A 26236-nucleotide genomic window follows, 5' to 3' on the forward strand; every position below is an offset into this window, starting at 1 on the left:
ATTACTTTCCTTGTCTTTCTGTTACACCCAAGCTGTTATAACCTTGCTTAGAATGAGATTGTCGGCGTTCCTCTTCTTGGGTAACTTGCTGGATCTGTAATGGAACTATTCGGCCAGGACGGTCATTCGCTTGCTCTCCCACTAACCATTTCTTAGGTGCAACTTCGACATATACAAATCCTGGCATGTGCAAATCTCCATCACTGTCCGTCCAAGACGCCACAAGAATACGCATCGTTTTGGGTTGCTGCAGCACGGCTAATGGTTCAGGTGCTAACGCCATTGGTGATTCTCTATGAACCATTAATTGACCATGTTCATTTTGCACACCCTCAACCGCCCCAAACGTCCTGTTTGTCGGTTCTTCGATTAATTGGGCTTCTGGTAATGTGTCGTGCCTTATGTGCGTAAGAGGCTCATATACTTCGTTATTTTTATTGTTTTTTCCTATATTTGACGATGAAGCAGGTTGATTTACGACTTGTACACTTTCTACTCGTATCGGATTTAATGAATCAGAGTCAAAAGTATAATCCGTGCCTGATGCTGGTTTAGCTTCAGCATCATCGCCTGTAGTGCTTTGAATTTTCCCCATCGACACATTAAGTCCTTCTAGACTACTTCGATTGTTTGTTAGGTCGTGTATTTGACGCGCTGATGAACATGTCGCACCCTTTGCATCATTTGGACAGGCGAATTCACTCTCACCTACCTGTAAAGCACAGCCAGAAGAAAGAATGCTTAACGTGAAAGGGATCAATAGGGCTAATTTATTCATTTATTGTTGCTCCGTGACATCGGCCATCGCGTCGGCCATAACTTGTTCGCTTGGGGATTCAATCACTTCATTTGAGGGGTTTTTAACAACAGGGATTTTTTTCACTGTTTTAGCTGATGTTTCAGTAGTTTCATCCACCGGGGCTTTGGGCAGGTTTTGTAACCATTCAATCGGTTTATCTGGTAAGCCAGCAAAGCGTTTGCCATCAATGCGAACAAAATAAGGGATCTTGCTGATGTCTAAATATGTCGCCATCAACATAGGTGTCATCACTTTCTTTAAATCTGTTTCATCACACTCGCGTTGCGCGATATCATCTGCATCGCCCGTCATTAAGACTTGCAGTGAATCTACTGTCGAATACCCACACCATGCTTTCATAGATGGCGTAATTGACCCTTTGTCATGCGGCATAATAATCAAATCTAAATTTACTTTGCTCGGGTCAATGTTCATTAAAAACTCTTGAGACTGTTTAGCTGTTGGGCTAACAAATACACGAGCTTGTTTTTTTAATGATGGATTGCCAAAGGGGATAACCGCCATTTGGTCCATTAGCGTGCCGTTAGCAAAGGTATCAAGATGTAATAACCAAGAATCTTCGGCTTGCTCAACCGTTTGCACAGGCGTCATTGACCATAAATCTTTAATGTCACCTTCTATTAGGAAGCGGCCATTGGATGAAACGAATATTGGAGGCTTACCTTTAAGCTGAATCAGCATGACATTTCTAATCGGCAACATTCGCACATTTTCTACATCACCCAGTTCACTCATCATTTTTTTCACATCTTCTGAAAAACTCGATTTTATATCTGATTGGGCTTCTTTTAATTTGGCCGCTTCTTCAAGATCAAATGCCATTATTGACGGACTACAAAGCAGCATTGCTAGCGTCAATCCTGTTATTAGCTTCATCCCGCATTCTCCAGTGTTTGTAATAATTGCTGAGCAGGTCGATAGCCTGGCACCATTTCGCCATTTGGTAAGATGATGGCGGGAGTGCCATTAATGCCTAACGATTCTCCAATCTGATACATTTGGTCGACTGGGGTTTTGCAAGAGCCTTTAGCTATTGGGATATCATTCTTAGCGTCAGAGAGGGCTTTGTTTTGGTCTTTTGAACACCATACATCCTTTAACAGTTTGTCCATTTCGGAGTTAATACCGCCACGAGGGAACGCTGCATATGCGATGGTTATGCCTAAATCGTTGTATTGTTCGATTTCAGAGTGTAGTTTTCTGCAGTAACCACATGTTGGATCTGTGAACACTGTGACGCGATATTTTTCATTTTTGGCAGGGAACACAATGAGTTCATCTTGAATGGCTTCCATTTGCCCATTGGCGAGTTCACGTTGCCTTACCGCGGTTAAATTAAGTAACCCATCTGAAAAGCTATGAAGCGAACCGGAGAAAATATACTCACCGTCTCGAGACGCATAAAAAATGCCTTTTTCTGACTCTAATTGATAAAAACCTGCCAGTGGTGAATCGCTAACCTGATTGATTTTGAAAGGTAGTAACAACTCAAACTTGGCTTTGGCCTCTGTGGTCGTTAAATCAGCCGCAATTGTGGGGGCTGACATAACGACCGATAGAACAGTTGCCAGTATTTTTGTGTTTGCTAGTCTCATATCTAAACCCTAATGATTGAATTCGGGATAATTATGTCTTACTTTTTTTTTTGCCTTTTTCGTTTCAGTGTCCCAAAGGGCACCTGAAACGAAAAACATTTAAAATAGTGGTCATTTTCGTAGAAATGGATGGTTTGAGAGGTATGTATGAGTGAAGTAGTGGAGTTGTTAACTGAACCTGTTTTGATAACAGCGGAAAATGTATTAACAGACCCCTATCTTAAAGTGATGCAGCGTTACTTTATTAATTTGTCTTCGTTTAGACGTTTTATTGCAGACGTAGAATCTAAAAAAGAACTAAAAGTAAAACTTAAAGGGCATTTGTCCAAGTACAATCTTGTGTATGCATTGAAACGACCACCAGCAGCATTACAAGCCGATTGTCTGGTGTTGTGTAATATGGCTGAAACACTAGGCAACAACCATTCCCTTTAAAAAAAACCCAGTAAATCTCTTTACTGGGCATTCTCTATTGAGTGGTTATACTCTTCGTTAATTGTTCCAATATTGATCTCTGTAACCGCTCTCGTTCCTCATACTGCGCTTGATTTTTTACCCTAGGATTTTCTATACCCAACTCATTTAAGCTCTGTCGCAATGTTTCTATACTATTCAATTTCAATGCGTATTTAGAGTCTTTAAACTGTAATGCCTCATCATTGATAGCGATAATATTGCTTTTATCGAGTAGGATTTTCAGAATATCAATGTATTCAAGTTGCGTCGGCGTATCGTAACCCGCCAAGGCAAAGTGTTCTGCCATCACTTTTGTATTAATGGTCCTGACTTCAGGTTTGTTTGCGTTGGCTTGTTGCAACTGCGAGATGGTATTCAGCAATGGTTGCATCTTGTAATCGATAACACTGTTCACAATGACTACCACCGTCAGAATACATAACATGATAGTCGCTATGGTTTGCCACAATGGGCGGTTTTCCATATTTTTAGCAGACATGGGCTATTTCCCTATTTTTAAGGCAAGACCTTTTTGAACAATAAAATCAACTTCACGACCACCTAGGACCTCGACTACCGGCCAACTGGCATCAACCATTTCTAAGTAATATTTCGCAATCATATCGAACGAGGTACTCGCGCCATTTAACGCAGCAGATTGCCCCATACTGGCCCAGTTTGTACTTTGAAATAATGATTCTTCACCGGGACTGGTGTTGACCACGTTTACCGCTTGTGGTGATGCGGCTTTTGATAAACCTGACAAGAAACCAGCAGCCATCGCGTTACCCATTAAACCACCAGATTTAGTGACCAATGTGCCATCGATGCCGTTCTTACCGTCACGGCCAACAGCATAGGCCGTCAACGGTACTTCAATCGCTTCATTATCTTCAGTAATGCAAGATAATGTCTCAGCTCGAATGAACGCGCGGGATGTAGCTAAGTCACCAATGCTGGTAGCAATTACAATACACTCGCGAATATCTAACGTGTAATTGTTAGGCATTAACGCTTCTAGCTTAAGTCTAATTAGAATTGGCATAGGCATTTTGCTTTGTTGGCCACCTGATGTTGGAGCATCAACACCATTCATCAATGTGCCCGTCAATATTGAGCCTGCCGACAACCAAGTCGATTTTTCTTTTTTATCATCAACTTTGTCATTCTTAGCGCTATTAGCCGTCTTAGAATCATTTTTAACGGTTTGAGAATTTTCTGAGACCGTTACCATGCTAACGTCTTGCTCTTCAATATGACCCGTTTCTTTAACAGAGCGCACCTTACCTTGCGTGACAGTGCGTAAAACATTCCCTTTTATCAATGGCTGACGAGTAATTATCTGCGTTTGTGGACGTTCTACAATTTGTGCAACATTCCCATTTTGATCATGACGAATAATGGTGCCATCACCTTGGTTATTGCCGTTACCAGCACCTTGAATGTCCTTACGGTTTAAAATTTCACTTTTTAATTGGCTTATGACTAATTTTTGCTGATTAATTTCATTTCTGAACTTAGTCATTTCCATTTCAATTTTCTTTTCGCGATCTTTCAGTCTATTTTCCTGAGCATACGCAGCAACCTCTCGGTTTTGAGCATCGGCTGACAACTGGTCAAATAGCTCCTTGGTCTTCTTTTCCTCCATCTGCGAGACTTCTTCAACGGAAAATAATTCAGTTCCATTATTCGTAGTGGTGACATTTGCCGGCGCATTCGATGAAGCAAAGAAAACAGGGACTAAGAAATACAAACTTATTAGTGATACGCCCCAAATAATAATTTGCCGCTTCTTGGGGTCTCCCCAAAACTCTCTAATTGCTATCTTTGACATTAGTTAACCTCCCGCGTCAAGCCCAGCTCTTGTGCGCTAATCTGTCTACGACGGTTACTTTTTTCCATCTTCTCAATATAAAGTTTATCTCTCACGATATAGACTTCAGTTGACTCACCTGGCTGCAATATCGATTGGTCAATAAAAGCAACTGCCAAGGCATCACGACTTAAGCATTGTTCTTCTTTAATTTGATAGGCATATGACGTTTGGTTGTACATCACCACGACATCGATATATTCACGTGAACCAGCATAGCGTTGCGCTGTTTTTTGTCTAACTGCAACGGAACAAGGCTGTCTTAACGTGTTGGGGATCTCAACCGACTCAGTAAAACCCTTTGGGATGCCATTTTGAGCAATCGGTAATAACATCGATTTAAGGCGTGACACGTGTGAAGCCGTATTGAGTTGTTCATTATGAATATTGGCCAAATCATCGATTTTTTTTAATCTCTCACGTTCTCTTTTACGTTGGCTCATTAAGTATCGCTGTTCACCTGTTAACTTTACGTCCACATTTACCATTGCCGGTGGGTTATTATCTGGTTGAAGCACCAATGAGATTGCCGTTTCAGGCAAACCTTCTTCATAAACCATAATGCCAACAGGGGTCATAGAATTGGTGGTGATATAAATGTAACCGTTAGAGGCTTCAATTATCGAGTCTTCGTCTGATGTACGGATCGCCACCATTGAGAAGTTTGTTTTAATCCGATTCATTAATCCTGCAGCAATGGCCACGGCAATATTTTCACCGGGCTTGAGTGAATAATTTTGTACAGGTTTATAGCTTGCTTGCAATGCGCGTCCAAAGCTTGATTTGTCACCATCGGCCAAAATTCGACCATAATGGTCTACTTGCTGCGGTGCTTTGACTGGCTCATTATCAGGTACAGCTGACTTCAGAGAATTAAAAATGTATGAAACAGGACTATCGGCACTATTTTGATCGATATAGTCAGAACTCAGTCGCTGATTAGACGTTTGTACAGGTAGCGAAAATTCATTTACTGGATCTGATGACACTTTAGTGGAAGCGCCTTCTGGTGCACTTAAGACGGACTGGCTTATCATTGCACTGAATATAATCGACAGTCTTATGTATTTTTTCATTATTTAACGTCCTTAACTTCTGAACCTGATTCTTCTAGACCTGCGCGCATGTCTTCTGTTAACTCTGGAATAGTATCGGCTGCTGGAACAACACGTTGTCGCGTATTTGGCTTTCCGGGATATTGTTTAAAATAGGAAATCTTGGGCATACCACTGGCGACGCCTATTCTAAATTCATATGTCCATGTTTTAATTAAGGGAGGTTGCCCCGGCAAGATGATTTCTCGTGACCCCCAAATCCAAACCACATCTTGATGCTCGTCAAAATAAACATCATCAATGGTAAAGCGTTGCTGGAGTTTTCTTGCGCTAATAATGGCAATTTGACGGTCTATCTCATCTTGGAATTGTTCTCTTAAATTGGGCGTAGCCGCCGACATAAAGCGTTCTTTTACAAAATTAATATTGGATTTACTAATATTACCGATCAATTCTGCAAAGGCGATTGCGTGACCTCTTTTAAACGATGCGTTAGCCCAATCCCCGCGTACTTCTATTACTTCGGTCATAGGCGCATTGGGTAATACGACTGAGCCCGGTTCGAAAAATGCAAACTTAAATGCAAATATACAAATCCCAATACTCAATAATAAATTTGATAAAAGAGTCACGTTTCGTGTGGTGATGGCATCTATGAGCGATTTTCTTACATCATTTGCGTTTTTTAGAATTTCCATTATTTAATGAACTCCCGTTTTAGTGGATCTGGAACGGTAAAGCCAAGTTTGAGAGGCATCACCCCCCAATACCAAAGCACATGCTCAACAAAGCCTCTGGGATGGTTTTCGTTAAAGTAACTGGTGATTTTGAAATACATAACAGCAAAGATGGTTGATTCAAATACTGCACCAAATGTATAGCCAAGCCCAAAGGCTGTTGCGATTGGAATAAATTGATCTAAGGTAAAAAACAATACCAATAGTGGTTTATTTACCCGATAAGGAATTCTGTAAGTTGCCATGTTCTCCCCACTCACCGATTAATAATGAATTAGGTTTATTGTTACATGAGTTATCAGTGTTTTTACGACGGTTCAGGTGCCGTTTGGGACGCTGAATCAAAAAAAGGCGCAAATAATGGCGCCTTTTTTTGATTTATTTGGATTAGATTGTACCGGTCAAGAAGATGTTGATGATGGCGACTGATTGGCTTAATAACATGCCACCAATAAATGCACCTACAGCCATATAGTAGTTCTGCTTTAACACATTAAATAATGCTGCAAAAAATGCGAGCAGGGTAATAATCTTACCAGGAGCACCGTCCGCCCAGCCAGATAACTCAGTCCAAATTGAGGTAAAGGCTGTACCGCCAGAACCCGCTGCTGAATCAAACGACAACACCATAAAAAGAACACATAAAACTAAGAGGACTAAAATGCCTTTCTTATTTAATGCGTCTTGGCTTGCTACTGTCGGTAAGTTAAATGTATGTTCCATTTTTTTTCCTCAAGGTTTAGTGATTTCGATATTATCGTACTACTGATTTTTTGTAGGCCACCTCGTTTCAGCGTCCAAAACGGCACCTGAAATGAATTTCTCAAAAAATAATCTATTTAAATGGGTTTTTTATAAAGGAACCAAGGCTAAAACTACTCTTAGAATATATTTTATAATCGTCTCCAATTATCTTCTCTAGCGCTGATTTTACTATTACGGGGTTACTCGTTGCATCTATAAGACCAGTCTTTACAGCGTCATCTCCTGTCCACGCCAAACCTGAGAACAACACGTCGTAATTTATCTTTAATTTATCTGCTCGTGCAGCGATAACATCGGACTTAAATTGCTCAAACACGGGTTCAATTAATGTCTCTTTTGCTATTAAAATTTGCTCTTCGTCTATGGCTTTCCAAGGGCTAAGCATGTCCTTGTATGGTCCAGACGTAATAACTGTACTTGTCACTCCGACTTTCTTTGCTAATTCAGACCAGTTGATACTGCTTAATCTGACACCGATATTTCCAATCAGCGAAGCTCGCTGACCTATAATGACATCAGCATTGATGATCGACTGTATACAGGCGGAAGCGCATTGTTTAGTGACAACCGCTACGATTAACTTTCGTGGCTGCGTTTTCACGTCGATATCACTCTCAAAATTTTCATTAAATGGAGTTGTGGGATCTTTAATAACACTGAGAATGTTTTTAGCTACTTCAGGGTCGATTGGACCGTTTGATTGTTTGTACTGAACTATTAACTCATTAATAGTTTGCGAGTCGGTTGGTGAGCCACCCGGTGAATTCGCTTCGATAACAATCAAGCTTGATTCATCATTGGTCATAGCGTCTAAAAGATGAGTCGCAATTTTCTGGCCATCCCCTACGTCACTATCGGCACCTATTTCACCACTGATTTGGATCACTGCTATATGTGATTCCGATGGTGTAAAGAAGCCGACAATATTGCCTAAAAAACCTAACAAGATAATCCCACCGAGTAGGGATAACTTCCCATAATTAGTGCGCTTATAAACCGTTAAGTATTGTTTTAAAATACCGAGTGCTTCGTGTTCTGATGCTGGATTAAGCATATTCAATTTCCTATGCAACTTTCATATAATTTGAAATGGTGTTTCTACATGCCAAAGCCGTTAGCATTAACATCACTACTGGATACCAAGGTGCCTTTTGTCCAAGAAAGTTTGGCATTAATAAATAACAAAAAGTAAAAACGAGCATGTATACAATCGAGCGAGTCCAAATCCGTGACCCTTTGATTGATATCTGCCTAGGTTCATACATCCGGATTTTTCTAATCATATAACCGTCATAAATTAGTGCGATGAATAAGGGCAGCATGACCCATATCCAATACTTCATCATTGAAACTCTATAGACCATTTGGTATGACAAAATATGAATGTTATTCACTACACGCTCGAGAATGAAATCTCCTTTAAATTTCTCAACAATCTCCTTTACCTTGTAGTTTCCTTTTGGCAACAATGCATCTTCTATTGCTTCCTGGACCCCATTGTTGATGTAGTTATTGGTGTAAATGTTCTTCACTTGTAACGTTAGGTCTAACCACTGATTCTCATTGATTAATGACGATAGCGATTTCACCTCTGTTTCCATTTCTCTCTGAAATATCTGGCTGGGAACTGAGGTCAATATCACTAAAATACTAACGGTAAAAATCAGTAAAAATAATGAAAGCAATTTCGATATTCCATGATCCCTAATTAGCTCTGACATGATAAGCGTCCTCTTAGCAATGTTCTGTGAGTGAATGGCTCAAAGAATAAACACTTTGTCGAGTAGGTAAGGGCAGACCTAGCAAATTAAGCACTCGGCGATTAAATACGTGTCGGGCGAGTAATAGCGAGATAGCCTCATTCGATAATGTTGAGCGTTTATCTATATGTTCGACTTTCAAACAGTGACATTTAGTTGGTTTGGTTGGATCATCCCCAAAGCAGTCACATTTTTTGTTTTTTCTTTTCTCATTTAGAGACGAAACCTTAAACTCTTCAAAAGTCTGTGAAATACAATCCCAGTGAATTGATTCTTCATCATCTTTTTTTAAGCTGACTTTAAAATAAGTAACCTTATATAAATCGTACAAAATCGATTCAGCAAACTTTGTAAACTGGAGTTCTAAACCCTTTTCGGACTCCCGCTCCCATGCCAGCATAGCCTTGAGCAAAATGATATTGATAATTGGCGTTGAGTGAAGCAGAAGATATTTGGTGCCTCCCACTAACCGTTCTAATGAATTGACGATTTCCAACGCCCCTTCATGCTGTGAAGTAATTCTAGAAATATCCATTCTGGCTAACCTCTAATAATTGGTAGTTTGCATTTGAGTTTTTGACCGTTAGAGAGTCGCGCAACATATTGCAGCTTCGGCAGATCGCCTATCAGCGAGGTCGGGAACATATCTTCTCGAGTTTTTGTGATATTTTCTTTGTATCCACCAGAAAACTCGGATAACGCTTGGCCTGTGGCTGATTGAATGGAATACTGAACACCAACATCGCTGATATTAGTCTGACTGAATTGTTTAGCTACATATTCTTGAGTTTGAATGTCTGTGACTTTAAGGCTAAAAAAATTGTTACATAATCCTAAGTATCGATCGGCTGTTGCCTGGTCTGTCATATCAATTAAATCGGGGATTGTCTGCGTACTTAACACAAATTGACATTTCGCCGCACGTCCTTGCGCTAGGTTGTTAATGAGACTGTCATTTCCCGCCACGGCAGCATGCACTTCGTCAACCAATATAGATACTCGACGTTCTTCACCTGTTCCATAGTTATATCGGTCACCTAAACAAGATGAAATATCCGCTAGCAACAATTTAGCTAAATGGCCGGCAGTTCTTGGGTCATTCATTGAGTTCAGTGCACAGTAAATTATCCCACCGTCCATAATGACCCGTTTAATGTCGATAATTTCGATGTCATCTTGTCCACGTGTAGGCGAAAGTAATTTATCCAGAGGGTTACTGCATAAGACTTTGAATAACGGAAATACGCTAGCTAACATTTTTTGGGCATGTTCATGGTTGTGCGTGACAAATTGAATTACATCATCAACAGTCGCATTTTTTTCTTTACTTGGAATATTTTGCGTATAATAGTTGTGCATACCTTCAAGTGTGGAATCACCAAGCCCTTCCATTTGACTTAGTTTTGATTGTTTCCAATGTTGGCCAAATCTTAGCTCGTAAAACTTACTAAGTACTTTTTCTAATAACTCTGTTTTGCCGGAACGCATATAACGATAGATCTCAGTAAGTTTTGGACTTTCTGAACAAAAAATCATCCCATCTGTTACTTGTGAGATAGTTTGCCAACCAAATTCGATAAAGCTGTCTGTTGCTCCACTTCCGGATTTTAATAAACTAGCTATGCGTGTGGGAATTTCCGAAGGAATTGCAAAGTTTTTCAGAATATCAATTGCACAAGACTCACTTGGTCTAGCAGGACAAAACTCATAAAATTTATGCCCAATACCTAATGCCTTAGCCTCACTTCTCAACCCTTCTTTTAAGTGTTTATCATCTTTAGGGTCAATGACTACTATAGAATTGCCCATATGCAAAAAACCAGTACCAAGTAGTCGTAATAGGGTCGTTTTACCACTACCAACTACACCTGTAATAAACGAATGACCATAAAAGGTATCCTCATTGACTATCTGTGGTTTTTCCTCGCCTATAGCGTGTATCCAAGTCCTACCCCCCATGTTTTTTGTATGCTTCCGGTATTTAAGCACAATCGGCTTTAATGCGAATGGGATTTCCATTTCACGCAAATCAACAGATAAATCCATAATTTGATAAGCCCTTTGTGCGTGTTGGGGGCCCCACTCAAAACCATTACCGATATATATTTCTCGTTTGTCAGTGTATTTAAAGTTTTCTGATTTAGAGTTGAATTTCCATTTGTTGATATACCGAACTACATCAATATCGATAAATTCCAGTTTATTGATGAAAAGTTTTAATTGTTGTCTCATCTTTGGGTATGCACACAGTATTTTGTATAAGCCCACACCAATGAGCCCACCAGCGATGATAGTTGGCGTATTTAGTGAACTAGAACTAATTTCACTAACCTGACTGATAAAACCGGTAGCGACACCCGCCCCGATATATACGTAAGCGGAATTTAATTCATAAAGCGGCCTAAAGAGAGTTTCACTGTATGTTAAACTACTGCGATTATTCATTGTTATCCCTCAGTTTCCATTTTAATTCATCTAGTTGGACCGACGTTATTTCAATATTAATTTGGCCTGATTCCGTAACGATTGGTGCAATACCCTCAGCTTTACAGAAATCTCTTAGTTCGCTGTTCTTTAATGTTGGACATACACTTTTTAGCTTCGAAATAAGTTGGCTATATTCCATTAATGTGGCTTCTGAGGTCAGCTCATCAATATCATCTCCATCATCACTTACATCTTGATTACTGGTTTCTACATCGGAAGGCTTAATATCTTTAGGCGGCTCAGGTAATGACTCACCATCTTGATTGCTGGTTTCTACATCGGAAGACTCAATATCTTTTGGTGGTTCAGACAATTTGTTTGCTAATAAAATAGGCAAAAATAACTTACTAAGAGTGTCATTGAGCAATACATACATCACCTTGTTATCAGGCTTGTCCAAAATTGAGATTTCTTTACCCTTACAATTTTTTTTCAATAACTTTAAAAAACTCATTGCATTGATAATTTGTGCCGAGAATTGATCAGTTCTCTCAGTCAGAAAGCTCATGTTTACGCAAACATCCCCGTTATCTATCCAAATGAAATTGTCATCAGGCGCCTTCAGTAATTCCGCTAATGCTTTATCAACAGGCTTAGGTCTACGCTGTTTAACTATCCATGGATAATCGCTATTAACAGTCTCCTCAACAGCACTTGAGTTTGGTTCAATATTTTTGGGTTTCGATTCGGTGTTGTTTCTTACGATTGGCTTCTTCGCCGTGACAGGTTGGTTATCACTAGTACCCCCCTCACTAACTGCCTCAGTACTAGATACCGTTGCAGGAGCACTTATCGGATCTTTCCCCACTTTACTTTCAGGATCGCTCTTATCTGTGTTTGCTGAATTTTTAGACGGGCTTTTAGTTGCCGTTTTTGGTTTAGCTTTTGGCTTAGGTTTAGCCTTGGGTTCCGGATTAACACTTTCATTATTTGTCGGAATAGGCTGCATTTCTTCAGGAGATAGCTCGGCAAGTTGTTCATCTACTGCGCTATCTTTAGGAACAACGATGCTTACTCCTTGGTTATTGCAGAGTTTATGAACATTCTTATTCGCACTTGTGTTGTACCTTAACGCGCCATGAACTTCGCTTGGCAACGGATTATCACCCACAACAAAGTTTGCCCACTCAACAAGGATTACGGTAATCGGCGATATCCTTGCCATTGGACCCGTTTTGCATTCTGCAAACTCATGAATATTTTCCTCAGTAAATTCACCTAGGTATAAATTGGCAAAGGTACTTTTATCACTCACCTTGGATAAAATGCGCTTATCAAGTAAAATTGATATTAGCGCCTTTGGCGATGTTGGTAGTTTGATTTCATAATCTATACATTTTTTTATTACATCACTGATAGGGCGATCTGCTGAGAGAAATACTTGATGATTAAATACAAATAAATCGCCACCAATTTTGTTCACCACCCAATTTGAGTAAAGCGAACGCATGGCATTTACAACACCTATGGTTAATGATTTCTTTCTAGACGAATCATGCAGCCAAACACGAGCATAGTCTTCGTATGTCGATTCTGAATCGGCCTTTCTAACCGCGTTGAATAGATATCCTTTGTATGAATGATAATGAACCAAAGTTTGCGTTATCATTGAATACAAATCGTCGTGAGAACCGATTAGATAATTTTTGGCAACATCGTTTAACACAAGTGGTAAAAAGTGAACGGAATTGGTTTCGTGGTCATTTTGTAGCCGCTCTTTTTGATGAACAACGGTGTATTCTTTTATTTGGTTTCTTTCAGCCCAATCAAATATTGACTCATTCAATGGACGCCAAATTTCACCGTTAGAGCCAATCACTTGTACATTTGAAATTATTTTCCCAGCATCATGCAATAACCCGCATACCCAAGCCGCAAATTCGTAACGAGGCCTGCGTGCTTGGTCTTCATCTACAAGACCCATTTGATCTAGCATAAAACTCATTGAGAATTGCAACGATCGGATTGAAACATCTAATGAATGCTCTAATAGACCACCGATATATTGATGATGGTCCATTTCTGATGCTGGGATTAGGTGGCAGTAACCAATGTATGCTCGAATGGTACTTTCAACCAAATCAACGAAATTAAATTCACACCCTTTATGAATTAACCCAATATCACGTTCGATAATTCTAATTTTATCTTTATGACGATTTAATAAACTTTCGATTTGCACGAGAGGTATCGATGCCGTTTTCAAAGGATAATGTAAAACGGCATCTAATTTTCTTTCGTCTTCAAGTTCGGTCTTTGATTTAACAGATTTCCAAACATCAATGCGTGACCATAAAGAATTTAATAGCACTCTAAATTTAAACGCATGAATTGAAAGACTACTCATTTATACAGCCTCAGTTAACTCAACATTTTCAGTGTCAGTTTTTTTAGCTATTAACTCAGATTCATTTTTTGAATCCATGTTAACAACATTGCTTTCGACTTTTGTGTCTGGGTCGGGATATAAAGTGAATACACCTTTTTGCAGACCCTCCAAGAAAAATCCGGGCGAGAATGGCCCACCATTACGTTTTCCTGGTTTAGTAATTTTAAATATTTTTGATGCAATGTTATTTAAAATAGATAAAGCCTGATTTCTGGCGTTGTTTTCAATATCATCATCAAAAGAACCAGACAAGGCGATAGCTTCAATATCATCCATAACAATATCAATCTTTGATATTAAATTTATTATATCCAAATGGCTTTTATGAATTATACTAAATTCTAAATCCATTTTAGGATTTTTAATATCCAAAAAACTGTAGCCTGGCACTAACTCACTTTGAAGCGCTTCAAAGTAATTTACTAACTTATCGATGTCTTTTTCTGCAACATCAATGATTTCTTTTTGAAACCAATCTTTAATTGTGTTGTATACTTTTTTATCCGAGGACCGATGAGTCATTTTAAAAAGCTCACCCATACGATAAAGTGCTTTGTGTATAGCTTCTCCAGATTGTCCGCGCATATGTAAATACACTGCTTCTGATTTTAATTCAATTTTTGTAACCGCAGTTTTACGACGAACAGTTTGGTCATTGCTATTCTTATTGCTTGCATTTTTTTGAGTTGCCATAATTAATTCCTCTTAACTTAAAAGTTTAATTGTTGATTTCAACATCGTTATTTGATCTGCCATTACAGCTAACGCTTTTCTCAACGTTTTAAATAATGGCTCGTACTTATCAAAGAATTTCTTTTCCCAAGCATTCGCTTTTTTTGATATCGATTTCCACGTATAGCCCTCCCGTTTATTTGGTTTTATTTGCACACCAGAACGTGGGTTTTGAAATTTCCTGTACGTCGTTTTTTTCCAATCTAACCATTCGATATAAACTCGATGTGTAACTTTAGACCTCTTCAATCGCGGTGCTAATCGACCTGTGTTTTGGTATTCCTTCTGCCCAGGCTTTAAACCAGAATCAAAAAGCATCTTGTTATGTTTACGCCATTCGGACCAGTAACCATCAACGAGTAACTGGGCTCGGTCCACAAGTTCTTCATAACATTCGCTAATGGTATCTAAAGCCAACTGTAAACTTACTGATTCAACAGACATCTGATACTCCAAAATCTAAGAGAAGTTGATCATGCCATACAAAATTTTAAGTTCAGGCCGTTTCAGGTGCCTTTTGGGACTCTGAAATGAAATTCTTTGAAAATAATTTATCTATATAAATGTCTTCGACTTGCTGTTTTTTTCCAAAGGAACTATCTGTTGGAAACACAGTGTGGTTTCCAACATGTGATGAAGACTTATATAAGGCAAATATAATTTTTGAAAAAAACCGACAGGAATATAAGAGTGAGTATTAGGTTTAACCATGTGTGACGGCTGTTTTTTGTACAAATATTAACCGTTTGATGTGGGAATTTTGTTCTAATTAGGAATTTTAATGGTTTATATCACAAATTTGATAAATCCTCTTGTTGCAAAATCGGTTGCGCAAAAAGTTAAAAATAAACTAGTTATCAATCATTTATTTTCGTTTTAATACAAATTATTCACGAAACCTAATTTAATAAATCATAATTAAATGAGTAATAGCAATATAAAGGATTGATTACACAAAGCCGTATGGTTAAAATGACCTCGTTCATTTGTTATGAGACGGAGTTCTACAGGAATGGCTAAAATAAATCATTATTACGAAGCTTTACTTCAAGGCCAAAAACATTACTTGATAGCTATGCAAAAGCTAGCTATCGATGACCCGTGGGCTTGTAGTAAGGTATTCAATATGAAGCCATCTCATGTAAGCAGTTTGGTTAAGCAAACAGATGAAAATTGGACTAAATTCGTCTCTGAATTGAAAAACTGGGTTTTAACTCCTAAAAGAGATTTAAGCGGTGATTGTTTGTTTGAATATTTCATTAGAAACATTTTTTCATATGAATCTATTGTAAACCAAGTGAACGCTCGTGTTACTTTAGGTCGCACATTCCCAGATAACTTAGACTGTTTATCTACTATCTCAAAATATCAATCGGCTATCTTTCAAAACATATGTTTATGTGTTCAAGAAGCACCTTTGTTTACTAAAGGTTTATTATTCATGGAACAGCCAACAATTGATTTGATTACAGAAAACTATTTAACTTCTAACAAGTTAAATTTTATAGATTCTTTCATCCCTATATTTGTTGTGAATGAAACAATTGATTATTCAACATTTTTCTCAGTTGATTCCAACGCTTGTAAACACGTAGAGCAAACTTTGTTTTCTTTCGTCGCTTAAATAATCAGGATTTATCAAATGAAGTTACCATCCGACGTCGAAAGAGTTAACAATATAGCATTAGCACGACGTATGCATGATTTAGGAATGATGCCCAAGTTAATCTCTGACTTTGTGCCGGGCACGAAGAAGTTAGTTAGAACTTTTGGAGAAGCAAATCCAGAATTAAACTTTTCAAGAGGCTACTCAAAAACATGGGCTAAATCCAATGATGGATTTAAAATGTCCAATATTCTTTTTAAAATATACGGTATCGTATCTGGTGATCCGTTATTAAAAAAAGGTTTGAATATCTATCATATTGCAACTGCTTGGGAAGTTGCGGTTATCCAATACCCCCAATTATTAAGTAGAAAAATTTGTGATATATCTCGATTCACCTATCTTTTGAAAAAGATAATTTGCAATGAGTTTTTAATAACTCAATGCAAAACTAATTGTTGTAATCATAGGTTTATCGTTCATGAAGATAGTGATCGCTATTTTTGTTGGGCATGTACAGAAAATTATTCATCTGTTAGCTTAAATAAACTATGCGAAAAATATAATTCAAAAGAACAGTCACATAGAACTACGTTATATGCACCAGTACGTGATAATAAAAAAGAGTCTTTTGATAGTTCTGTATATTTATCAGCTACTCGACACATGCTAGTAGCATCAAAAGTTAAGAACCAACTCACACCTAAAGTTAATAAAAATTCTCACCATGGCATCGCCTGTGATATTCCTCAACATAGAAGCGTTGCAAACGGTTAATCATTTTTATTTTCTCTAAAACCCCCCACTTAATTATGCGTTTTTTCGTTTCAGTGTCCTAAATGGCACCTGAAACGAACAGAACTAGTGTGCTTGCTTGATATCATAAAGGTATTAAGGGGGGAGCCATGAATACCGTCATTTCAAAAATATCTATACCATTTTTATTCCTATCGCTCAGTTTTCAATGTCTTGCTGGGGATGATTTCTATGATCAAAGCCAACGAGGTTGGTTTTGGCATGAAGCCCCTCCTGAAGTTGTGGAGCCAGAAGAACCAGAACCAGAACCAGAACCAGAAAGCCCTCCTGAAAAACCAGAGGAAAAAATGGTTAATATTGACGTAAAGTGGATAAAAAAGAATCTGCCAATACTTCAAAATAAAGCCATTGAAAATCCTACAACTGAAAATTTAGGCGCCTTTTATGCTGCTCAACGGCTAATGCTTGATTATAGTTCTAATTTTGCCAACAAATCTGGTGATTTTTTTAGAAAAGAAGCTAACTGGTTATCTGAAGATCATCGAAGACCAACAGAGTCATTCATGCTCAATCGGTTTAAATCTGATTTATTGAAAGCTCAAGAGCCGGTAATTAAAAAGGTCGCTACTCAAGCAGGGATTTGGTTCTTTTTTTCTAGCTCTTGTCCATACTGCCTTAAACAATTGCCTCTCATTCAATATTTATCGAAAGAATACAATATAAATGTCCTTTATATTTCCTTAGATGGTGGTTCGATCCCTGGTATTCCTGACGATAAAGTAGTTATTGATGTTGGTGGTAAAGCCACAAGCCAATTTAATGTCACCGTTACCCCTACTACTTACCTCGTTTCTAACGACGCTTCAAAATTTGAATTGTTGAGTAATGGTGTTTCTGCGTTACCAAAAATACAGAATGCACTTGTTCAAACAGCCCATAAATTTGATTGGATCAATGATGATGAATACAAATCAGTCCAAGCTGTTCGGCGGAGCAATGTTCTTGATAGTGGCTTGCTACAAATAAAGGAATCTGAGTTAAATAATTCAGAGTTTTTATACAACGCCCTACAAAACCGAGTCGATTTATCCTTATCCCCAATTGGAACACCCATTAGTTTAGGAATTAAAAAATGACTTTAAAAAAATTAAGTGTATTAATTGTTTTAACGTTGACTACTTCTTTTGCAATAGCAGATCCTATGCAAGATGTCTTTAACGACATGTATTCAAAGTCAGCACCTAGTGCTGGTAAACATGCAAATGGACGTTATGGTGTCAATTTGGGTGGGTTTTCATATAGGCCCAACATTGGCGAAAACCCCTCAATAGTTAGCGCAAGATTACCTAATGCAAATATGGGAGCTTGTGGTGATATTGATATTTTTGCCGGTTCCTTCAGTTTTATTTCAGGCGATGAATTAGCTCAATTAAGCCGCGCAATCATGCAAGGTGCGGCCACTTACGCATTTAAATTAGCTCTTCAATCTATGTCTCCCATGGCCGCTGGAATTGTTGATGAGTTAACGACTCTAGTCAATGGAATGAATGAATTCAATATTAACGGTTGTGAAAAAGGGGCTGAATGGGCTCAAAAGGCACTTGGTTCCGGAGATGCTACTCCTGCTACCGAAATGGGATTTGTAGCCAATAAGCTGAGTTCTGTTAACGTTGCAATGGGTTTTTCACCCGATCCAAACGAGGCACGAAACGGAGAATCTTCGAAAAAATCCGTTTCTGACCTAGAGAGCCAAGTGGGTGTAAAGATAGCCCAAAATGCATTAATTAAACCCTTATCGGATGCAACCCCAAAAGGATTTTTATTCGATAGTTTTGGCGGAGTGAAAAAGAATGAACTCGTGTTCACCATTTTAGGCGCAACCATCACAACGACTGATTCGTCTATGTGTACTGCCCCCATGAATGCGGGAGAAAATACCTGTCTATCGTATGTCCCCGGCAAAGGAGCCGAATTCTTCACAAACCTCTTTTATAATGCTGAAGCTATCGATTCTAATGACGAAGATATTGATATTAAATATTTAAAATGTGCCACAGATGAATGTCTTTCGGTTCATGAGACGTCTCTTACGTTAAAGCAATTCTTACCGAAGTTACGTAAAGATATTTATTCCATTTGGCAAAAAACCTACAAAGAACCTAATACTGAGTATACAGAAGACGAACTAAAACTCGCATATTGGATCGGCGATGACATGCATTTGATGATGTCTACCTTTGGAGCCACTGATAATTTTGGTGAAAGTTACGCAAAATATAAGTCTATTGAAGCAACTGCCGCCATTATGGATTACTTAGCTTACGACTTGGTCGAACAAGTCGCAAAGGCGCTGACAATTTCGAAAAACAATCAAAATAACGACAAAATTTATCCAGTTGGTTTATCTCAAACCGAGAAAGATTTAGCAACATTCCAAGCTAACTACAAGGCGCTTCGAAATGGTGATATTCAACAACGCATAGATGAAAACAGAGCTAATTTACGTAGTAATCTGGCCATATTGCTTGCTTCAAATAAGGGAGCATAACATGTACGAAATTTATTCGATTGGTAATGCAACTTTTTTAATTGAAGTGTTCCGAGGCATTGCAAGGTTATGGTCCACTGGTGATATTTATCTCATGTTATCGATTGCGCTTTTGCTCGGTCTAATTTGGAACTCTCTTATGTGGGCTATAGATCAAGATAAAGCCCCATTCCCCGCAAAAGGCTTTATTTTATCAATAGTGTTCGTTTTAGCCTTTTTAGGTCCTCAATCCCTTGTTGATGTGAGGATCACGTCTAAACGAGATGCTTCATTTCAAGAAGTAAATAATGTTCCTTTATTGCCGGCGTTAGGCGGTTGGTTAATTACGAATAGTGGTACCGCAATTGCTGATTTAATGGCTCAGGCATTTTCGATTGTCGGTATTGCAAATACATGGGAAGCATTGAGCCCAATTCAAAATTTTGTCGCGCTAGATGACGCAAACTTTAGTTCAGCTTGCACTCCGATCAGTGGAGACCCAAGTTACAATGTGTGTAATACCCTGCATAAATATATTGAGGATTGTTATGAAACTACAAATATCATTGCAAAGAACGCTGCACAACCTATTGAAGCGTTAACAAACGCTGCTCCTAGAGACATAATGGCCGCGTTAAAAGTTACTAGTCCTAAATTCACTACCACCAGCTACCTTGTCTCAAACAATCCTGATGGAGAGGTTCTCACTTGTCCTGCAGTTTGGTCAAAATTGAATACTGTTTTAAATAATTCTACTTTTAAAACCAATTTACAGAAGACATTATCAAGTGAAGGTGTCGATTTAGATGCGGTAACTAAGTTTCTCAGCCAAGCAGCTCAACAAGGTGTGGTTCCAAGTGCAGAGTCGTCTTTTGATTTAGCTAATGTGGCATTCTTGAAAAGTGTGTTTGCAGATTACTTCCCTCATTCAAAATATGGACAACAAGTTTCGCGCGCCATGTTTGATACGGTTAGACAACGACAGCTCGCCAATGCGGGTAAAAAAGAGTATTGGATGGAAAACGCCGAAGTGATGCAGTCATTTTTTGAAGCATTAACCGTATTTTTAGTCCCCTTTCTTGGGCTCGTTCTAGCAATATCTGGACACGGGATTATGGCGATGGGGCAATACTTTGCGGCCTGGGCTTTTGTACAGCTTTGGTCCGTCATGATTGTGTTGGTTAATCTTTTTACGGCGTTAGCAATGACCAATAGATTTACAGATGCCGTCGTTGCAGGCAAGTCCCAATTCAGTCTTTCCGCAATTGACAGTCAGTTTGCAACTGCAAATAGCTATATCAGTATTTCAGGCATGATGTATACCTTTATCCCTGCCATATGTGTGTTTGTACTCTATCGAGGAGTCCATTCAATGCAAGGAATGGCCAAACAAGCCATGGCAGACCCAAACATTAATGCACAAAGACTTTCACCAGATACGGGGGCGACTGTGAGCAACGGTAGGGTACCGTTTGGGAACAACACTGGCGTACTTCAAAATCAAACTGGTGATTGGCAAACAAGTGATACTTTAACAGCCAGTTCAATGGGGAAATTTACTGTTGCTGAATCAACAGGTAACGGCCTTACCGCCGGAGCCACCGACCTTAAGTCTGCCGCTAAAGGGTCGACGGCAAGTGCAAGTAAAGCTCTCGACAATGTTTTTGGCGACGCAAATACAAGTTCAATGGATTTTAGTGACGGAAAATCAACTACATACAACGCCTCAAACATTAAAGAGGCTACAGCTGGGGTTACAAAAGCATTAGTTGACGCTACTGGAATGTCAACACAACAAGCTGAACAACTGATGGCAAATGGTGATGTAACTATGACTGCTGGCGGCGGATTTCAATTAGGTGCTAAAGCGGGGAAAAATGGGACGGATGAAGATGGTCGTGTTAATAGTGCGGCCCCCACAGGAATGTTTGCTGGGTTTGGTGCAAAATTTAATGCAGACATAAAGGCGGCTGTTGGAGTAAATTCAAAAACAGCACAAGGAACCTCCGACTCTTATCAAGAAGCACTTCAGAAAGCTAATGCGAATAGTGAAAAAGTTAATGCTAATTTGTCTAGAATTCACACCGGAAGTGAAGTCTTATCAGCTTCAAATAACCAAGGTATTCAACAGGCAGCTAAAGAGGCTGCAGCGTATACAAGGCAAGCTCAGGCATTAGAGCAACAAAGCGCCATGCTTTCTCAACTATCAACAAGTTCATCACAATTAGGTCAGTCTAAAGAAATCGATATGGTTGGTGCGGGTCATCATTTGAAAAACCAATCCATTGCTGACTTTATGCAAAGCCAGGAACCTGAAGCATGGGATAGAATTAAAAACTCGACTATTGACGGTATGTCAGGGGATAAGTGGTTACAACAACGTGAAGATAAGAACTTCGCGGAGCGAGGGCTTCATACAGATAATCCGCGTGGTGATGCAAGGGCTTTAGCGCTCATGGACTTAGTTAAACAGAATAATTCAATTGATTTAACCGCTAATGGGCAAGGTGGCGTTGATATTGCCAAAGAAAAACAAGATACACAAACAAATAAAGATATTTTTAAGGCTTTATCTAGTGTAGGTATTGCTAATGCTGGGGCTGCAGCTGAGTTCTATGATAAGAAAGATACAACATTATCAAATATGGAAAATACGAATACAGAAATCGAACAAACGAAAGGCTCAATTGGAGCGGGAGCACCTACTATTGCAAGTGCTCAAGAGTTTAACCAAGAACACCAAAATCGACAAGATGCTGTAAGAACCGGTGTTGATTCGGGTGCGGCAAATGCCAAACAAGGTCAAGTTGAAGCAGAGCAAGCTCAGAAAGATGATATGGCACGATTTAAATCAGAAAGTGAAGAATTAACTGGCGGAAAACTACCTGATATTTCTCCAAGTAAATCTGATGAACTTAGCAAAAAAAGTGATCATCTTAATAGAAATGTTGATTCAATCAGCAAAGTGTTAGACGTAGTTTCAAACTCTACGAATGCCGTTGGTGAAGTCCTTAAACCTGGTGGAGCTAATGCGTACAACAATTTTGTAGAAAACCAAACTCAAGCCAAGGCTGATACATCTAATTTGAGACCGGAATACTCACAGGGTGTTGAATCATCTAGCCAATTGACAGCCGTCGAAACAGGGTCAATGAATGACCGATTGACCTCTAAAGATGCTGACAAGGTTAAAAATGCACAAAGCATGATCGCTGTGTGGAATGATGATACCTTGATGACGCAAATTCTTGGGAAAGATGAAAATGGTAAATATGGTAAAGGAACTGATGAAAGTAAGAAAAATTTTGATACCAACACACTTCAATCATTATCTGATGGCGCTAATTGGTTAGATGACTATAAGACCTCTGGTGAACACTTAAAGGCAATTGACCAAGGCATTGCCCTTGCCGATACTAATGCTGCAAATAGTGATGGTGCAAGGGCCTATCTAGGTGCAATGCAACATTTAGGGATAGCACAAGAGGCATCTGAAGAAAGTGATGGCAAAGTCTTTAGTTCAATATCCGTCCAGGCGGCTTCTGATTTAACAAGTGTTTTAGACAAACAGGCAACTAATGGTAATACATCTAATTTAATGGCAGAGGTTACAGGTAACCGTGATATGACCAGTGGTTCAATTTGGATGCCTGCTGGTGACAGAGAAGCTACGCGTGATGATTATTCAAATAAATTGGATACAATGGAAACGTTAGCGAGTCGAATGGATCACCTTCTAAATGATGACCAAAAACAATTTGTTAAAGACTTTATCCAAGGTTCGCGGGATCGGATAAATGAAGATGTAGGTGATAGGCCAAACGAACAAATGGGCGGAGATAAGGATGAATACCTCAAGGCCGCGGAGCAAATATTTACAGGAGGCAGTTCAAGTCAAGCTGGTTCAAATACAGATATGAATACCATTAACAGCTCAGATTCGAATGCTGCTGTTTCAAGTCAAACGGCTTCAAATGCTGATGTGAATACCACTAACAGTATAGATTCGAGTACCGCTGTCTCAAGTCAAACGGCTTCAAATGCTGATGTGAATACCACTAACAGTATAGATTCGAGTACCGCTGTCTCAAGTCAAACGGCTTCAAATACTGATGTGAATACCACTAACAGTACAGATTCGAGTACCACGCCTTCTAGCCAAACGGTTTCAAATGCCGATTTAGACGGTCGTACAGCATCAGTTCAAACTGTGAATAGTTCTTCGGATAACACTGTTACAAATATTAATGTTGCTCAAACATTCAATAATCCAGAAGTGAATACAGCAACAAATACAAATGCCCCCCAAGCTCCAAATAAGTCAGAGAAAAGTCAAGGTAGCGATAAAGATTCAACATCGAAAACTGAAAACCAAGACAATAGTGCGGAAACTATTGCAGATTCACCTAAACAGTTAGATAGTTATTATTCGATGTCTAATTCTGTAGTAGGAGGAAGACTTTAGATAAGGGGGATTTAAGCGGGCATAGTCCCGCTTAAATCATGTTATTCACCAACGAAAATATATCGCCAAAAGCTGATGTTATTTGGACGCTCTAAACTTAAAAAACTATCTTTATAATGTGTATGTAAGTCAAACGGTACATCTTGTGGCCGTTCATTATCTCTACACCATCCACGCCAATCAGTTTGAGTTTTAATCCCAAGCGAACGAGTAAAAGACAGTAGTTCTTTAAAGTCTCTATATTTATCAGTGTTGAGAAATTGTGTCCAATTGCTAAACCCTTGTACTTTTGAGACAAAAAGCGGCGCATCTATTTGTTTAGTTGTAACAGCCATACGCCACTCTTCTTTAGTTTTTATCCCCATCTCAATAGCAATTTTCTGAATTTCTTGAATGTTTACTTCTTCTTTTTTATGTTCTATACCGGTGAATTCATTCCAACCATTCCATTCATTTTTATAAAATACACTAGGTTGAGCAGGTAGCTGTTCTTTCAATACAGAACTACCATTTCTGAACCTATCATACTCTTTGGCTGTAAATACACCAAAGTCTCGAATAAGGAGCATTGCTTCATTATATGATAACTTTATAGATCCTCCATTGAGAACTCAAAGAAGTAATAATCGCATTATATCCTTGTTTAAATGAATTGTTAATAACTTCATCTATCAATAATCAGCCCCGTATATTTATTCCCTATGAACAACCTATAAGTTGATTTTTTTGGGGTAGATGGTTCCCAGGAAATATTTGCGTCGTCACACAATTCGAAGTATGTTTTTATTAAGGTTATATTGATAAAGCAGCGATAAACAACGAGATTTTCTCCTATCTGTTCTATTTTGATTTTATATCCAAGAAATAAAAAAGGCAGTGCAGTTATTACGAACCATGGCCAAGGTACACCATAGCGGTATATATTAGTGTTAACTATATTAATTAATAGGCAAACAAAAAAAGGAAGTGTAAAAGCTAAAACACTCGCTCTAAACAATGAATATCGTTTAAATACATAATAAGATTCGTTCATTCTTTAGCCTCGTTAAATCGGTAAGTCATATCTAATTTTATCTGAACTTTACCATCCCTTGAGCCATCGTTGTATGGAGCATAACCTATAAAAATAGTATCGTTTAACAAGTTCCTATATCCAAAATCACCATCCATGTTATTGCTTTTAATAAACTTCATTTGTTTATCATACATAGTATTTATGAACTGTTGTTGCATCGATATAGTAGGTGTTTTAGGCCTATATATAACGTTGTTAAATAGCGTATTTTGGGTATCAACCGACAGTCCGTTAGGTAGCGAACTAGGAGAGCTAAACACAAGGGCCGTCGCTAATATCATGGTGATCATATATAATTCCTCATTTATTTAGTCACTATTTGGAACCGCAAACCAAGACTTCCTACCGTTAATCAAGGTGTGTTGTACCTCTTTAAACTGCACATTCTCCCGCAGATAATTGGTTAACGGGTTCACTTTAATCGGTGGTTCACCAAAGATAATCATTGGCAATGATGCATTGCTAGAAGATATTTTTTTGTTGGCTTTACTTCCTTCAACTCTAGTCCATAAATCGATAAAGGGCTGAGCTCGAGTTTGTTTTATTTCCATGATCCGATGGTTCTTAGGCACATGAGATAACTGTTCAATTTCTTGTTCAATCATGTTTAATTTGTCATCACGATCAGTCCAAGCGTATTCAAATGTTGGATTGTTTTTAGCCTTTTCTAAGCTTAGTTTAGCGTCTTCCATCGTGATGTTTTTATGGATTGATTTATGCTGCCAGTAAAAACTAATGGTGTTTATTGGTTGGCTGCAACTTCTAATCTTACGAGTGGCTGTTAACAAAACCACGTTTTCAATTTCTTTATGCAAATTTTTATGAGCGCTCTGCCTTTTTCCGCCGTAGCCTTTCTTAACAGACAAATGAAATTCTGCTTTACGTCTATTGATTTCATCAATATAACTTTCAACTTCACTCTTTATCTGTAAGGGAAGAACCACGTACCCTGGAAACCGGTGAGCAAGGTAAGTGCTATAGGTAAAGGCATCAAGCTTCAGTGTGGTAAAGGCTTTTTGCAAGAAAGATACTCCTGCAGCATCATTGCCGAAGGTATTTAAGATGTTGATACTAATCGGCTCTTCCAACACTTCATCAACTTTGATGAGCGGTAATTGATATAGTTCTTGTTCAACAA

25 protein-coding genes are annotated in these 26236 nt (G+C 38.7%); 6 read left to right on the top strand and 19 right to left on the bottom strand.

The genetic code is table 11. From position 1 onward, the window contains the following. Window position 1: 1 nt before the first annotated feature. The 3 genes from H5185_RS02740 to H5185_RS02750 are packed head-to-tail and all read right to left on the bottom strand — an operon-like array spanning window position 2 to window position 2415. Window positions 2-778 carry a TraV family lipoprotein gene (locus H5185_RS02740; protein WP_182741294.1) on the bottom strand — a complete coding sequence of 259 codons (777 nt, stop codon included), beginning with the start codon at window positions 776-778 and terminating at the stop codon, window positions 2-4. Continuing rightward, entirely contained in the window at window positions 779-1696 is a 918-nt protein-coding gene (locus H5185_RS02745; protein ID WP_182741295.1) for a hypothetical protein, read from the bottom strand. Beyond that, window positions 1693-2415, bottom strand: coding sequence for a thioredoxin fold domain-containing protein (locus H5185_RS02750; RefSeq protein WP_182741296.1), 723 nt, complete (start codon window positions 2413-2415; stop codon window positions 1693-1695). The genes H5185_RS02745 and H5185_RS02750 overlap by 4 nt, the downstream gene beginning before the upstream one ends. Window positions 2416-2562: 147 nt before the next feature. Between H5185_RS02750 and H5185_RS02755 the strand changes: the two genes are divergently transcribed. Then, window positions 2563-2850: a hypothetical protein gene (locus H5185_RS02755; RefSeq protein WP_182741297.1), complete on the top strand. Its 288-nt coding sequence runs from the start codon at window positions 2563-2565 to the stop codon at window positions 2848-2850. 34 nt (window positions 2851-2884) lie between these two features. Here the strand turns inward: H5185_RS02755 and H5185_RS02760 are convergent, their stop codons facing one another. From H5185_RS02760 to mobI, 13 genes are all read right to left on the bottom strand, one after another. Further along, a complete protein-coding gene (locus H5185_RS02760; RefSeq protein ID WP_182741298.1) occupies window positions 2885-3370 on the bottom strand; it encodes a hypothetical protein in 486 nt (161 codons plus the stop codon). 3 nt (window positions 3371-3373) lie between these two features. Then, on the bottom strand, window positions 3374-4705 hold the full coding sequence (locus H5185_RS02765; RefSeq protein WP_182741299.1) for a TraB/VirB10 family protein: 1332 nt from the start codon (window positions 4703-4705) through the stop codon (window positions 3374-3376). Next, the gene (locus H5185_RS02770) at window positions 4705-5820 is read right to left on the bottom strand and encodes a type-F conjugative transfer system secretin TraK (RefSeq protein WP_182741300.1); all 1116 of its coding nucleotides are present in this window, start codon (window positions 5818-5820) and stop codon (window positions 4705-4707) included. The genes H5185_RS02765 and H5185_RS02770 overlap by 1 nt, the downstream gene beginning before the upstream one ends. Continuing rightward, a complete protein-coding gene (locus H5185_RS02775) occupies window positions 5820-6497 on the bottom strand; it encodes a TraE/TraK family type IV conjugative transfer system protein (RefSeq protein WP_182741301.1) in 678 nt (225 codons plus the stop codon). The genes H5185_RS02770 and H5185_RS02775 overlap by 1 nt, the downstream gene beginning before the upstream one ends. Next, a complete protein-coding gene (gene traL, locus H5185_RS02780) occupies window positions 6497-6781 on the bottom strand; it encodes a type IV conjugative transfer system protein TraL (RefSeq protein WP_182741302.1) in 285 nt (94 codons plus the stop codon). The genes H5185_RS02775 and traL overlap by 1 nt, the downstream gene beginning before the upstream one ends. 142 nt (window positions 6782-6923) lie before the next feature. After that, window positions 6924-7259 carry a hypothetical protein gene (locus H5185_RS02785; protein ID WP_182741303.1) on the bottom strand — a complete coding sequence of 112 codons (336 nt, stop codon included), beginning with the start codon at window positions 7257-7259 and terminating at the stop codon, window positions 6924-6926. Between the two features lie 112 nt (window positions 7260-7371). After that, window positions 7372-8355, bottom strand: a complete 984-nt coding sequence (locus H5185_RS02790; RefSeq protein WP_182741304.1) for a S49 family peptidase — start codon at window positions 8353-8355, stop codon at window positions 7372-7374. Window positions 8356-8365: 10 nt separating this feature from the next. After that, window positions 8366-9022: a DUF4400 domain-containing protein gene (locus H5185_RS02795; protein WP_182741305.1), complete on the bottom strand. Its 657-nt coding sequence runs from the start codon at window positions 9020-9022 to the stop codon at window positions 8366-8368. Between the two features lie 13 nt (window positions 9023-9035). Further along, the gene (locus H5185_RS02800) at window positions 9036-9596 is read right to left on the bottom strand and encodes a hypothetical protein (RefSeq protein WP_182741306.1); all 561 of its coding nucleotides are present in this window, start codon (window positions 9594-9596) and stop codon (window positions 9036-9038) included. 5 nt (window positions 9597-9601) lie between these two features. Further along, window positions 9602-11506: a conjugative transfer system coupling protein TraD gene (gene traD, locus H5185_RS02805; RefSeq protein WP_182741307.1), complete on the bottom strand. Its 1905-nt coding sequence runs from the start codon at window positions 11504-11506 to the stop codon at window positions 9602-9604. Then, the gene (gene mobH / locus H5185_RS02810) at window positions 11499-13895 is read right to left on the bottom strand and encodes a MobH family relaxase (RefSeq protein ID WP_182741308.1); all 2397 of its coding nucleotides are present in this window, start codon (window positions 13893-13895) and stop codon (window positions 11499-11501) included. The genes traD and mobH overlap by 8 nt, the downstream gene beginning before the upstream one ends. Further along, window positions 13896-14630 carry a hypothetical protein gene (locus tag H5185_RS02815; protein ID WP_182741309.1) on the bottom strand — a complete coding sequence of 245 codons (735 nt, stop codon included), beginning with the start codon at window positions 14628-14630 and terminating at the stop codon, window positions 13896-13898. Window positions 14631-14642: 12 nt separating this feature from the next. Continuing rightward, complete coding sequence (gene mobI / locus H5185_RS02820) at window positions 14643-15113, bottom strand: conjugative transfer protein MobI(A/C) (RefSeq protein WP_182741310.1); 471 nt, start codon at window positions 15111-15113, stop codon at window positions 14643-14645. A 568-nt stretch (window positions 15114-15681) separates the two neighbouring features. On the opposite strand from mobI, the gene H5185_RS02825 reads away from it, so the two are divergent. The 5 genes from H5185_RS02825 (at window position 15682) to H5185_RS02845 (ending at window position 24023) form a co-directional block, all read left to right on the top strand. After that, on the top strand, window positions 15682-16293 hold the full coding sequence (locus H5185_RS02825; RefSeq protein WP_182741311.1) for a hypothetical protein: 612 nt from the start codon (window positions 15682-15684) through the stop codon (window positions 16291-16293). Window positions 16294-16311: 18 nt separating this feature from the next. Continuing rightward, window positions 16312-17052 (top strand): hypothetical protein, encoded by a 741-nt coding sequence (locus H5185_RS02830; RefSeq protein ID WP_182741312.1) that lies wholly within the window; start codon window positions 16312-16314, stop codon window positions 17050-17052. A 128-nt stretch (window positions 17053-17180) separates the two neighbouring features. Beyond that, window positions 17181-18167: a conjugal transfer protein TraF gene (traF, locus tag H5185_RS02835; protein WP_182741313.1), complete on the top strand. Its 987-nt coding sequence runs from the start codon at window positions 17181-17183 to the stop codon at window positions 18165-18167. Then, on the top strand, window positions 18164-19579 hold the full coding sequence (locus H5185_RS02840; protein ID WP_182741314.1) for a conjugal transfer protein TraH: 1416 nt from the start codon (window positions 18164-18166) through the stop codon (window positions 19577-19579). The genes traF and H5185_RS02840 overlap by 4 nt, the downstream gene beginning before the upstream one ends. A 1-nt stretch (window position 19580) precedes the next feature. Continuing rightward, window positions 19581-24023 (top strand): conjugal transfer protein TraG N-terminal domain-containing protein, encoded by a 4443-nt coding sequence (locus H5185_RS02845; RefSeq protein WP_182741315.1) that lies wholly within the window; start codon window positions 19581-19583, stop codon window positions 24021-24023. A gap of 41 nt (window positions 24024-24064) precedes the next feature. Here the strand turns inward: H5185_RS02845 and H5185_RS02850 are convergent, their stop codons facing one another. From H5185_RS02850 to H5185_RS02860, 3 genes are all read right to left on the bottom strand, one after another. Then, the gene (locus H5185_RS02850; RefSeq protein ID WP_182741316.1) at window positions 24065-24592 is read right to left on the bottom strand and encodes a hypothetical protein; all 528 of its coding nucleotides are present in this window, start codon (window positions 24590-24592) and stop codon (window positions 24065-24067) included. Between the two features lie 460 nt (window positions 24593-25052). Further along, window positions 25053-25388, bottom strand: coding sequence for a hypothetical protein (locus H5185_RS02855; protein WP_182741317.1), 336 nt, complete (start codon window positions 25386-25388; stop codon window positions 25053-25055). 18 nt (window positions 25389-25406) lie between these two features. Beyond that, window positions 25407-26236: DNA replication terminus site-binding protein (locus H5185_RS02860; protein ID WP_182741318.1), on the bottom strand; the 830-nt coding region annotated here is incomplete at its 5' end.

This window comes from Shewanella sp. SG44-6 (assembly GCF_014164185.1).
Taxonomy (GTDB): domain Bacteria; phylum Pseudomonadota; class Gammaproteobacteria; order Enterobacterales; family Shewanellaceae; genus Shewanella; species Shewanella vesiculosa.